This is a genomic window from Paenibacillus sp. FSL W8-1187, assembly GCF_037965485.1.
GTDB lineage: Bacteria > Bacillota > Bacilli > Paenibacillales > Paenibacillaceae > Paenibacillus_O > Paenibacillus_O pasadenensis.
In genome coordinates this window covers 4235596-4247638 of record NZ_CP150181.1, presented here as the reverse complement: position 1 = coordinate 4247638, position 12043 = coordinate 4235596, and the positions used below count along the sequence as shown (strand labels likewise).

The 12043-nt window shown below is 66.0% G+C and carries 8 protein-coding genes; 2 read left to right on the top strand and 6 right to left on the bottom strand.

The features are described from left to right. The first annotated feature begins 20 nt into the window (after positions 1-20). On the top strand, positions 21-842 hold the full coding sequence (locus NYE40_RS18290) for a DUF695 domain-containing protein (RefSeq protein ID WP_339278768.1): 822 nt from the start codon (positions 21-23) through the stop codon (positions 840-842). Between the two features lie 9 nt (positions 843-851). Here NYE40_RS18290 and NYE40_RS18285 read toward each other — a convergent pair whose 3' ends face one another. From NYE40_RS18285 to NYE40_RS18275, 3 genes are all read right to left on the bottom strand, one after another. Further along, positions 852-1778, bottom strand: coding sequence for an EamA family transporter (locus tag NYE40_RS18285; protein WP_228551649.1), 927 nt, complete (start codon positions 1776-1778; stop codon positions 852-854). Between the two features lie 190 nt (positions 1779-1968). Then, entirely contained in the window at positions 1969-2778 is an 810-nt protein-coding gene (locus NYE40_RS18280) for a histidinol-phosphatase (protein WP_028599257.1), read from the bottom strand. 11 nt (positions 2779-2789) lie between these two features. Beyond that, positions 2790-3692 (bottom strand): LysR family transcriptional regulator, encoded by a 903-nt coding sequence (locus NYE40_RS18275; RefSeq protein WP_028599256.1) that lies wholly within the window; start codon positions 3690-3692, stop codon positions 2790-2792. 237 nt (positions 3693-3929) lie between these two features. On the opposite strand from NYE40_RS18275, the gene NYE40_RS18270 reads away from it, so the two are divergent. Next, positions 3930-5252 carry an MFS transporter gene (locus NYE40_RS18270; protein WP_101808036.1) on the top strand — a complete coding sequence of 441 codons (1323 nt, stop codon included), beginning with the start codon at positions 3930-3932 and terminating at the stop codon, positions 5250-5252. 135 nt (positions 5253-5387) lie between these two features. On the opposite strand, the gene corA is transcribed toward NYE40_RS18270, so the two are convergent. The 3 genes from corA to uraA form a co-directional block, all read right to left on the bottom strand. Beyond that, positions 5388-6323 carry a magnesium/cobalt transporter CorA gene (gene corA, locus NYE40_RS18265; protein ID WP_101808035.1) on the bottom strand — a complete coding sequence of 312 codons (936 nt, stop codon included), beginning with the start codon at positions 6321-6323 and terminating at the stop codon, positions 5388-5390. An 804-nt stretch (positions 6324-7127) separates the two neighbouring features. After that, entirely contained in the window at positions 7128-10253 is a 3126-nt protein-coding gene (locus NYE40_RS18260; protein WP_101808034.1) for an S-layer homology domain-containing protein, read from the bottom strand. Between the two features lie 311 nt (positions 10254-10564). Beyond that, positions 10565-11863, bottom strand: a complete 1299-nt coding sequence (gene uraA, locus NYE40_RS18255) for a uracil permease (RefSeq protein WP_101808033.1) — start codon at positions 11861-11863, stop codon at positions 10565-10567. Between the last annotated feature and the right edge of the window lie 180 nt (positions 11864-12043).

Below are 12043 nucleotides of genomic sequence, written 5' to 3'. Positions count from 1 at the left end.
ACCAGAGAGGAGGAGACTCCATGCCGGATGATTGGGGATTTTTCGAACGCTTGACGGAGTCCAAGGAGCAGATGAGGATCCTCGTCAATTGCGCCTGGAAAAAAGAGACGCCTCCCTCCGGTCTGAACCGGCTGCTCTCCATCACGATCAACCTGTACTCGGTGCGCAGCCGCCAAAAGAAGAAGGCGGCCATGATCGCCGAGCTGGAGAAGCTGGAGCAGCACCTGGAAGAGGCCGTTCTGGCGGGCGGGGAAGCTTTTTATGCCGGACGGATCAATACGCCGAAGAGGCTAGAATATTACTACTACATCGCGGAGGACGCCGGGCTGGAGCCGCTGGAGAACATGATCCGCGGGCATCAGGACTACCGGCTGCAATATTATGCGAAGCCGGATCCGCAGTGGGAATTTTACCGCTTCATGCTGCCGGATGCGCTGGAGGAGCTGTTCATCCATAACGCGCAGATGGTGTATGCGCTGCTGAACCGCGGGGACGACATCCGCCAGCCGCGCAACGTCTATCACTGGCTGCTGTTTCGGGATTCGGACGACCGCAAGCTGATGCGCATGAAGCTCGAAGGGATGGGCTATCGCATCGAGGAGGGGAAAAGCGGGGAGCCGGAGCCCGATTATCCGTATCCGCTCGTCATCAGCCGATTCGAGGACGTCCGTCTGGAGACGGTGAACGGCCGCGTCGACGAGCTGTACCGCGTCCTCGGCGGAGGCGGCGGCAAGTACGACGGCTGGGGCTCGGTGATGAAGCAGCCGGCTCTGTACCGGCTGCGCCAATGGGCCAAGAAGCGGCTCGGCATCCAGCGGCTGTCGGGCCGGACCAAGGGCTGAGCCGGACGGCTACAGCCGGATGACGATCAGCCCTGCCATGAGGCAGGCGAAGGCGAGCCATTGCAGCCTTGTCAGCCGTTCCCGGTACAGCAGGATGGAGCCGGCGGCGACGACAAGGCTGTTTGTCGCGAAGATCGGTGCGGCAAGATTGGCGGGGCCAGTCTCGAGCGCCCAAGCGTACAGCTGCAGCCCGCCATAGGAGAACAGTCCGGCGAGCAGGCCGAAGCGCAGGCCGATGCCGAACGGCGATGCGGCCGCGGACGGCTTCTTTGGAGCGGACAAGGGAGAGGCGCCGACCGTTTCCGCGGCCGGCCGGCGGGGCCGCTCCCGCCAAGCGGCGGCGGCGAACCAGGCCAGCGACAGCAGATAGCCGCTGAACAAGACGGCCGAGGAGGGCAGGCCGGCTTCGCCGGTCACCTTGAGGCCCCCGTTGCGGAACGTGAACAGCAGCACGGCGGCGCCGGTGTAGATGTACCAGAGGCGGCTGGAGAGGCGGAGCTTCTCCGCAGGACGGATGGCGATCAGCACGGCGGACGCCAGCAGTAGCGCGATGCCGGCCGCTTCGGCCAGGCCGAGCGTCTCGCCGTACAGCCCGACCGACAGCGCCACGACGAGGACGATGTTGAGGTTCGTGAGCGGAGAGGTGATGCTCGCCGGACCGTGCTCCAGCGCCTTCATGAACACCGCGTTGCCCCACGCCGAACCGGCGCCGACGATGCCGCCGGCGAGCCACAGCCGCCCGTCGCCGAGCGCGCTCCAGCCGCCGTCCATCAGGCACTGCGCGGCAAAGCCGGCCGTGCCCGTCGCGTACAGCCCGAGCAGCAGCGCCGTCCGTCCGCCTTCCTTCATTTGGGACACCTTCATCCACCAGCCGGCGAGGCCGAAGACGAGCGCGCTGCCGATCGCGGTCAGCAGCCAAGGCATGTCAGCGGGCATGAGGCGGCGTCTCCTTCCCGCGGCTCGTCCGGCGGACGGGGTAGTCATGCATTTTGTTACACAAATGAAATATTCCTGTCACCGTTTTATTACAAGGAGCGGTTATGATAGTTGCATGACCCCCTTTTAATAAATATTTCTTGGGACCTTCCTTCGGGAAGGTCCACTTTTTTTTGTCCGGCCGCCGGCCTCAGAGAGGCACGCGCACCTGCTGCTTTTGCCGATAGAAGACCCACTCCCGGTAACCGATCTCCTTGAGCTTGGCCCGCACTTCCTCTATCTCGTCGCCGACGCGCGACGGCACATGGGAATCGGAGCCGAAGCTGACCTGCACGCCGTAGAACAGCGCGCGCTCGAGGATCGCATCGGACGGATACCAGCCGCCGACCGTCTTGGTCTTGCCGGAGGTGTTGATCTCGATGGCGGCGCCGCTGCCGGAGATGGCCTGCAGCGCCAGGTCGATGCTCTCGGAGGCCGGGATGTCGGAGAAGGCCGGGTAATAGCCCTTCATCGCGTCGATGTGGCCGAGCACCTGGAACATGCCGCTGACGGCCGACTGGCGGATGAGCTCGTAGTATTCCCGTTTTTGCTCGATCTGCACGAGGTCGGACAGCCCTTTCCAGCGGGTGCGGTTGAAGATGCTCTTGCCCCCCGACAGATGCACGGACCCGATCAGGTAGTCGAACGGATACGGCTCGTAGGCGCGGCGGTACGTCTCGGCATGCTCGGGGAAAAAGTCTGATTCCATGCCGAGCAGCACCTCGATGCGTCCCTCGTACTTGGCCTTGAGCGCCAGCACCTCCTCGACATAGCCCGGCAGCGAGCTGCGGGCCATCGCGATGCCCGGCTGAGGATGATCCTCCTCGCTGCCGAAATACGGCGAGTGGTCCGAGATGCCGATGACGGACAGTCCGGCGTCGATGGCGGCGCGGATATAGTCCTCGATGCAGCCCTCGGCGTGTCCGCATCGCGCATGGTGGGTATGCAGGTCGAATTTCATGGGAACTCCTCCTATTCGCTGCTGATGAACTGCGCCTCGGGCATGCCCTTGAGGTCGCTCAGGAACTGCTGCATCGCCGAATTCAAATAGCGGCCCGACTTGTAGACGACGCCGACCGGATGGCTCACCTCAAGCTCGCTCACCTTGATCATGCGCAGCGTGCCGAGCCGCAGCTCGCTTGCGATCGACTGCTTGGAGACGACGGCGGCGCCGAGGTTGATCTCCGCCATCCGCTTGACCTCCTCGCTGCTCGACAGCTCCATGACGATGTTGGGCACGATGCCGTGCTCGGCGAAGACGCGGTCGACGAAGCGGCGGCCGAGCGTATCCGGCGAGAGCATGATGAGTGGCACGTCCCGCAGCTTGTCGAGCGAGGCATGCTTGAGCGAGGCGAGCGGATGGCTCGGAGAGACGACGAGCTCGAACGTGTCGTAGTACAGCGTCGCCGTCCGCACATGGGGATGATGCTCCATCAGATAGGTCAGGCCGAGATCGACGCTGCCGTTCTCGACGCTCGAGAGCACCTGCGCCGAGGGCATCGTATGGATCGTCGTCTTGATGAGCGGGAACTGGTTCTGAAAATAGGAGAGCACGCGCGGCAGGATCTGGATGGCGATCGAGCTTGTCGTGCCCAGCACGATATGGCCCTGAGGCGTATGGTTCAGGTCGGAAAGCTTCTGCTTGAGCTCCTCGACGATGTCGAGGATGCGCGTCGCGTGGTCAAGGAACACTTGGCCGCGATCGGTAAGCGTGACCGGCTGATTGCGGTCGACGAGCACCGTCTTGAACTCCTCCTCCAGGCTCTTGATCTGGGCGGAGACGGCGGGCTGGGTCAGGTTGAGCAGCTCGCCGGCCTTGCGGAAGCTCATCGTTTTGGAAATGGTAAGAAGCGTTTCCAGCTGGCTGATATTCAGGGGCAGGCTCCTCTCTCGCCTCCGGCAGGGATAGGATTCGATCATCCCCGGTCGATAAGACTTTTTTATCACTCTGCTATTTAGTATAGCCAAGCCGAGGGCGGGTAGTAAAGCGAGCGGGCCTTTACGCAAAAGCAACGAGGAAGCGGCCGTCAAGGGGGCAGGAATCGGCCGGAGGGCGGCGAAGCTCTAAACCGATGGACGGCGAGCCGTCCGGAGGAAACGGGGGAGTTAGGGATGGATCGAAAAGCGATCCGAGGCTGGATCTGGTACGACTGGGCGAATTCAGCCTTTGCGACGACGATGCTGGCTGCCGTCATGCCGGTCTACTACGAGGGAGTGGCCGCGAAAGGCTTGGCGGAGGGCGCCGCTCAGTCGTACTGGGCGAATACGCAGAGCATCGCGATGCTGCTCGTCGCCGTGCTGGCGCCGCTCGCCGGCGCGGCGGCCGACCTGTCGCGCTCCAAGCTGCGGTTCCTCATCGCCTTCACGGTGCTGGGCGCCGCATCCAGCTCGCTGATGGCGCTGGCCGGGGAGGGCGACTGGCTGCTCGCCTCGTGCCTGCTCGTGCTCGGCATCGTCGGCTTCTCCACCGGCAATACGTTCTACGACGCGCTGCTGCGCGACGGCGTGCCGGAGGAGCAGCGCCATGCGGTGAGCGCCAAGGGCTACGCATACGGGTATGCCGGAGGCGGCGCGCTGCTGGCGATCAACCTCGTCATGATCCTGCAGTGGGAGGCGCTCGGCTTCCCGAGCAAGACGGCCGCGACGCAAGTCGTCTTCGCGACGGTCGGCCTCTGGTGGCTGCTGTTCTCGCTGCCGCTGTTCACCCGCTGGAAGGAGCGGCCGGCGGCCGCGGCGAAAGCGGGCGGGCCGACCGTGCTGCAGGCGGCGGGAGCCTCGTTCGGCCGCATCGCCCAGTCGCTGCGCAGCCTGCGGCGCTATCCCGAGCTGCTCAAGTACATGGCGGCGTTCTGGCTGTTCAACGACGGCATCAGCACGGTCATCGTCATGGCGACGATCTACGGCGCGGGCATCGGCATCGACTCCGACGACCTCATCCTCGCGCTGCTCGTGACGCAGTTCGTCGGCCTGCCCGCGACGCTCGCGTTCGGACGGCTCGTCGGCCGCTTCGGCGCCAAGCGCATGCTGAGCGCGTCGCTGCTCATCTATCTCGGCATCGTCATCCTCGGCTACTTCATGACGACGTCGCTTCATTTCTTCGTGCTCGCGACGCTTGTCGGACTCGTCCAAGGCGGCAGCCAGGCGGCCGCACGCTCGCTGTACGCGCGGCTCGTCCCGGCGGACCGCTCCGGCGAATGGTTCGGCTTCCTGGCGCTCAGCAGCAAGTTCACGTCGGTGCTCGGGCCGCTCGTATTCTCGCTCAGCGCGACGCTGACCGGCTCGAGCCGAGCCGCGATCCTGTCGGTCGCCGCCTTCTTCGTATTCGGCTGGCTGCTGCTCCAGCGCGTCGACTTCCGGCGCGGCGCGGAGCAGGCCGCTGTCGGCAGCGGCGACGGCCCGGGGAGCGGATTGCCGCCGGCGGGCCTGTCCTCCTGACGTCAGGAGCGAGCCTTGGCTGCGCAGCTGCTGCATGGACGCAGCAAACCCCCTTGTCGGTTCGGCCACGGGCCGGCAGGCAAGGGGGTTTTTCGGGTTCGGGCTCGGGCTCGGGCCGATCCGGCGCGGCGGGGGTCACAGCCAATCCTTTTTGCGGAAAAGGAACAGCATGCCGCCGCCGAGCATCAGCATGAAGCCGAGCAGGAGGTAGAAGCCGTAGTAGAAGTTCTGGCCGGGCAGATGGACGAAGTTCATCCCGTAGATGCCGGTGATGAACGTCAGCGGCATGAAGATCGTCGTCAGCGCGGTGAACACGCGCATGATCTCGTTCGCCCGGTTGGACAGGCTCGACTGGTACGCCTCGCGCAAGTTGGCCATGAGGTCGCGGTACGTGTCGAACGTCTCGGTGATCTTGACGGCGTTCTCGTAGATGTCGCTGAAGTACTTCTGCAGCTGGTCGTCAATCAGGCGCAGATCCTTCTTGTTGAGCGTGGCGATGACGTCGCGCTGCGGCCCGAGCACCTTCTTGAGCCACAGGATCTCGCTGCGCAGGCCGATGATCTCGTTCAGATGGGACTTCTTGGTATGCATCAGGATGTCTTCCTCGAGCCGCTCGATGCGCACCTCGATCCGATCGCCGACGAGGAAATAATTGTCGACGACGATGTCGACGAGATGGTACAGGAAGCGGTCGGGCCGGCTGACCTCCTGCTCCCACAGGATCGGCTTGAGCGAGCGCAGCTCGTTGATCTTCTGCTTGGTGACGGTGATGATGAAGTGCCGCCCGAGGAAGATGTTCAGCGCGCGGAGGAAGATCTCCTCGTCGTCGAAGCGGATGCTGTTGATGACGATGAAATAATGCCCTTCGTGCAGCTCGATCTTAGGGCGCTGCTCCTCCTCGCTGAGGCAGTCCTCCACCGCCAGGTCATGCAGGCCGAACAGCGGCTGCAGATAGGCGAGATCCTCGACGTCGGCGTCGATCCAGTAAAAGCCCTCCAGCGGAGGGGCGAGCGTCGTTTCCAGCTCGTCTACAGGCGTGAATACGCCGTTGTTGACCATTCGAATCTTCATGGCCGTTCAATCTCCTCTCGTGCGCGAAGACGGACGAGAGCCGGCCGGGCATCCGGGCCGCGGCGCGCCGAAGCGGCCGTGCATCCGCGCGAGCGGTGGACGGCACGGCGGCAACGGGCGGCGGCGAAGGGAGGTCATCCGCCATGCGAGGCGGGGTCCGGCTGGTCGTCTTCGCGATGCTTGCTTGCGGGTGCTGCTGTCGGGACGGGCTTCGGCCTATCGCCTTCCATGGCGTTTCACTCCTTTGCTACCGGTTGAAAGTCTTGTCTAGTATACTCTTCCGGCCGACCACACTCAAGAAGGAAAAACAGGCTGCGCGGCGGGTGCGGCCGGGGCCGGCTGGCGGCGCTCGCAGAGCCGGCTGCGGGGCGCAGACGCGCCGGCGGGGAGCGCGCCGAGGGCAGCGAGCGCGCAGGTCGGCGAGCGCGCCGAGGGCGCGGGTCGCGCCATGTCCACTCGGGCGGACATGGCGGCCTTTCAGCGGCGCCATTCGGGCCATGGCCCATCTTATTCGACTGCCGGGAAAAGGTGCGGCCAGGCCGAGCAGGGCCTGGATGCATCGCTCGGCGCCATGAAAGGTCATCTCATCGGTTTAGCGCAGGACGAGCCGTCAGCTTTCCGGACCACGCCTCCGAGGCTGGCTTTGCCCGCACGCCGCCGGCTGAAAATGGCAGCAGAGCGCAAAGACCCTCGATACGCAGAATCGGCTCTGCCATCGAGGGTCTTTGCGCGCTTAGGAGCGGCCTTTCTCATCTATTCCTTCCTGGATGCGGCGCTCCGCGATCCAGGCCGGGCTGCGCTGCCTTATCGGCTCTGCGGCACCAGCTGCAGCAACCGCCACAGCGCGACCGCAGCCTCGGCGCGGGTCGCGGGCTTGGCCGGCAGCAGCCTGCCCTCGGCGTCTCCGCCGAGAATGCCGGCAGCAGCCAGCGCCTGGACCGAGCTGCGCGCATACGCCGCGATAGCCTCCCGATCCCGGAACTCGGCCGCAGCGGCTGTCGGCGACGCGGAGCTCCCTGCCGCGTCGAGCCGCTGCCGCGCGCGTTCGAGCAGGACGGCCATGTCCTGCCGCCGGATCGGAGCGGCCGGATCGAAGCGGCCGTCGCCGGTTCCGGCCGCGAGGCCCGCGCTGGCCGCGGCGCTCACCTCGGCGGCGTACCAGGCTCCGGCCGGAACGTCGGCGAACGTCGAGGCGCCCGGCTCCGCCGCCGGCAGCCGCAGCGCGCGGACGAGCAGCGCTGCGAATTCGGCTCTCGTCATCGGCCGCTGCGGCTCGAAGCGGCCGCCCGGCACTCCTTGCACGAGACCGAGGCGGGCCAGCCCGCTCGCGGCCGCTGCGGCCCAATGCGTTTCCTTCAAGTCGATGAAGGAAGGCGAAGGCGAGGCGCTCGGAGCTGCCGAGGCGGTCGGAGCCGCGCTGGCCGACGGGGCCGGCGTCGGGGCTGGCGTCGGCTGCGGAGCCGAGGTTGGCGACGGAACGCCGCCCGTTCCCGGAGATGCCGTTGGTCCCGCGCTCGGCTGCGGATCCGGGCTCACGCTCGGGCTCGGCTCCGCGCTCGGCTGCGGGTCCGGGCTCGTGCCCGGCAGCGGCTCGATCTCGCCGGACGGCTCGCCGACGACGATGCCGAGGCCGTTCGTCGCCATGTAGACGCGGCCGTACACGCGCGGATCGCCGGTGATCGCCCGGTTGGCGGCGCCGAACTGATGGGCGTCGTCGTTGATGCGGATCCAGCTCGCGCCGCCGTCGTCGGAGCGGTAGACGCCCCATTGGCCGCCCTGCTTGGCGTAGCTGTACAGAGCCGGCTCGTCCTGTCCCGGAGCGGCTTTGCCGAAGCCGATCGTGACCGCTTCCTCGATGCCGTCCAGACGCTCGAACGTCGCGCCGGCATCGGTCGAGCGGTACAGCCCGAACGCGTCGTCCGGATTTTTGTTGTCCCGGCCGCCGGCGATCCACACCTCGCCCGCCCGGCCGGGCACGGCCTTGAGCTTGCTCGTGATCTTGCGCGGCAGCCCTTCCGCGCCGGTCGCGGCGAACGTCGCTCCGCCGTCCTCGCTCGCATACAGCACGCCGTCCGCGAAGCCGTAGAAGCGGTCGGGATCGACGCGGTCGGAGGCGACGATCGCGCCTGCCGGGATGCCGGCCGCTGCGGTCCACGTCGCGCCGTCGTCCGTCGAACGATAGACGGCTTGTCCTTCCGCTCCCCAGACGATCGAGCCGCCGTCGGCCGCCATCGCGACGAAGCCGCCGTTCACGGACGCGCCGCTGCCCCATGGATTGGCGCCGGGCTGCCAGGTGACGCCGTTGTCATGCGAGACGCCGATGCCGACATCGCTGCCGGAGACGTTGCCGACGCGCACGACATCGTTCGGATCCAGCTCGGCATAGTCGATGTCGGTGCTCGAGCCGATGTACGGATTCGTGATCATCTCCGGCGCACGGCCCAGATCGGCATGGCGGAAGCCTCCGATGTCGCCCATCGCGCTCAGCAGCGGCGCGCCTGACGGCGGGCTGACGAGGCCGAGCACGGCCGTCTCCTCGATGCCTTCGGCCTTGACGGAGATGCGCACCTTCTCGTACACGTCGCCGCCGACCGTGACCGGACGGTCCATCGCGGTCGCGTTGTCCGAGCCGTACATCGTCGCTCCGGTTCCGTAGAGGAAGGAGTCGGAGTCGAACGGATCGATCTTGAGATCGCCGATCATCCAGCCGAGCTTCGGCGACGTCTCCGGCAGCGGATCGGTCTTGCGGCCCCAGTCGAGCCATGGCGACAGCGAGTAGTCCAGCTCGTACTTGTTGACGCGCTCGGGATAGCTGCCGAACGTCCAGAACGGCGTCCAGCTGCGGCCGCCGTCGAGGCTGCGGTAGATCTGCTCGTCCGGCCACCACTTGTTCAGCGTAGCGGCCATCACGATGTCGGGGTTCTGCGCGTCGACCGCGAGCCCGCCGTACGGGCTGGAGGTGGAGCCGGGCCCTTCCGGACTGATGTCGGTCCAGTCGCCGCTCTTCGTATCGAGCGCCCAAAGCGAGCCTTCGCCGCCGTTGTAGGGGCCGATGTCCTTGGCATAGCTGACGTAGAGGCGGCCGTCGCGCGAAAGCACCCCGCGGTTCGGCAGGAAGCCCTGCTCCGGCTGGCCCGGAACCGGCTGCCACGTCTCGCCGGCATCCGTCGAGCGGTAGATCGGGCTTGTCCGCTCGGCCGTTCCGGCGTAGAGCGTCGGCGTCGGGCTGCCCGGCTGCCCGGAGGACTTGTCGAAGACGACCCAGGCGATGCCGAGCGGATCCTTCATGTAGTCGTCGGCGACTTGGCCGACCGCGGTGAACGACGCGACGCGCGCCCAGGTCGCGCCGGCGTCGGAGCTTTTCCAGAGGCCGTTGCCGCTGCGCGCGCCGAAAAACAGCACCCGACCGTCGTTCGGATCGACGGAGAGCCGCTCGCCCATGTTCCGGCCCGGCATGTTGCCGCCGAGCTTGAACGGAAGCTCTGTCCGCTGCCACGTCTCGCCGCGGTCGCTCGAGCGGTACATGAAGCCGTTCATGTCCGTCCAGTCGTTCGTATACGTGCCGAGAGCGGCGTAGACGCGGTCGGCATCGGACGGATCGGCCGCGATGCTCTCGACGCCGAGCAGGTTCCATTCCTCCATGCCGACGCCTTCGAGCAGCTGCTTCCACTTGCCCCCGGTCGAGGCGTCGCGGCGGTAGGCGCCGCCCATGTCGGTGCGCGCATACGCGAGCCCCGCCTCCGCCTCGCTGTAGACGATGCCGGGGATGTATCCTCCTCCGACGACCGCGGCGCGGCTCCACGCGTACGGCTGCTGACGCACGGCAGGCTCCGCGCCTTCCGCCGAGGCTGCCGCCGCGGACGCAGGCGGGACGGCCAGCGGCGCGAGCAGGCAGGCGGCCAGAGCGGCAACGCTCCATTTCTTGAACATCCGATCAGCTCCTTCTTCTCGTCGGCTTCAGCAAGCGGGACTAGGAGAGGAACGAGTCCAAGCCCGCTTTCTGAAAGCGATTTCATCAATCCCTCCTAGTATAAGCGGGAGGTTCGGGACAACCTACCGGCTGAATTGGAGAAATTATCCGTTCACGATCGGACATTTGCGCGGCGGAGAAGGAAAAGACAAACAGGACGAAGCGGAGTCCGTCTCCGTTTCGTCCTGTCTGGATGGGATGAGCATGAGGGGCGATGCGCGCTCGGCGCGATGCGCCTGGCGCGGCGCAAGCGGCCTGCAGCCGCTCGCGGTCAGTGAGCCGACTCCTCCCTGTCGTTGGACAGGCGGGTCACCTCGAACAGCTTGAACAGCAGGCTGAACACGATGGCGGCGACCGTGGCGAGGCCCATGCCCGACAGCGTGAAGTCGCCGATGACGATCTTCGCGCCGCTCAGGCCGGCGACGAGCACGATCGTCGTCAGGTAAAGGTTGGTCGGGCGGCTGTAGTCGATCTTGGACTCGACGAGCATGCGCAGTCCCGAGGCGGCGATGACGCCGAACAGCAGCAGCGATACGCCGCCCATGACCGGCTCCGGAATGTAGGCGATGAGCGCCGAGAACTTGCCGAGGAAGCTGAGCAGGATCGCGAAGACGGCGGCCCCGCCGATGACGTACGTCGAGTAGACGCGGGTAATCGCCAGCACGCCGATGTTCTCGCCGTACGTCGTGTTCGGCGTCGCGCCGACGAAGCCGGACAGGATCGTGCTGATGCCGTTGCCGAGCATCGAGCGGTGCAGGCCGGGATCCTTGGACAGATCCTTGCCGACGATGTTGCCGGTGACGACCAGATGGCCGACATGCTCGGCGATGACGACGAATGCCGCCGGCACGATGACGATCATCGCGCTCAGGTGGAACTCCGGCGTCGTGAACACCGGCAGCTTCAGCCAAGCCGCGTCTACGACGGCCTCGCCTGCCGGTCCCGTCATTCCCATCGCCCAGGCGAGCATGTAGCCGCCGACGATGCCGACCAGGATCGGGATGATTTTCAGGAATCCGCGGAACAGCACCGAGCCGAGCACGGTCAGCAGCAGCGTGGCGATCGACAGCAGGATGGCATCGGTATTCGGCGTCCATTCGCTGCCTGGCTCCCGATTGATCCAGCCGGCCATGCCGGCGGCGACCGGAATCAGCTCGAGGCCGATGACGGCGATGATCGCGCCCATCGCGGCGGGCGGGAAGATGACGTGGATCCAGCCGGTGCCGGCGAGCTGCACGATGATCGCGACAATCGTGAAGACGACGCCGGCGGCGATGAAGCCGCCGAGCGCGGCCGCGTAGCCGCCCCCCGATGCCTGGGTGCCGATGACGGTCAGAGCCGGCACGATGAACGCGAAGCTCGAGCCGAGATACGCGGGAATCTTGCCTTTGGTGATGAAGATGTACAGCAGCGTGCCGATGCCGTTCATGAGCAGGCAGATGGCCGGATCGACGCCGAGGATGTTCGGCACGAGCACGGTCGAGCCGAACATCGCGAACAGATGCTGCAGGCTCAGCAGCAGGCCGAGCCCGGTTGCCGGCCGCTCCAGCACCCCGATTTCTTTTTTCATTTGACTAAGACGCCCCTTCGACTAGCGGATGGTCGGAACGATGCGGATCGGCTAGGCTTGCCTCCGGCCGCATGCACAAACGGTTTCATTCTACAGGGATCGACGCGGTTTGACAATGATTATTCCCTGCTCGCTCTTGTTTCCTGCAAACGATTCTTGACGGAGGACGGCGCAACCCTT

Coding starts and splice junctions, on each gene's coding strand:
- NYE40_RS18290 (WP_339278768.1), top strand. CDS start 21: ATGCCGGATGATTGGGGATTTTTCGAACGCTTGACGGAGTCCAAGGAG.
- NYE40_RS18285 (WP_228551649.1), bottom strand. CDS start 1,778: ATGCCCGCTGACATGCCTTGGCTGCTGACCGCGATCGGCAGCGCGCTC.
- NYE40_RS18280 (WP_028599257.1), bottom strand. CDS start 2,778: ATGAAATTCGACCTGCATACCCACCATGCGCGATGCGGACACGCCGAG.
- NYE40_RS18270 (WP_101808036.1), top strand. CDS start 3,930: ATGGATCGAAAAGCGATCCGAGGCTGGATCTGGTACGACTGGGCGAAT.
- corA (WP_101808035.1), bottom strand. CDS start 6,323: ATGAAGATTCGAATGGTCAACAACGGCGTATTCACGCCTGTAGACGAG.
- NYE40_RS18260 (WP_101808034.1), bottom strand. CDS start 10,253: ATGTTCAAGAAATGGAGCGTTGCCGCTCTGGCCGCCTGCCTGCTCGCG.
- uraA (WP_101808033.1), bottom strand. CDS start 11,863: ATGAAAAAAGAAATCGGGGTGCTGGAGCGGCCGGCAACCGGGCTCGGC.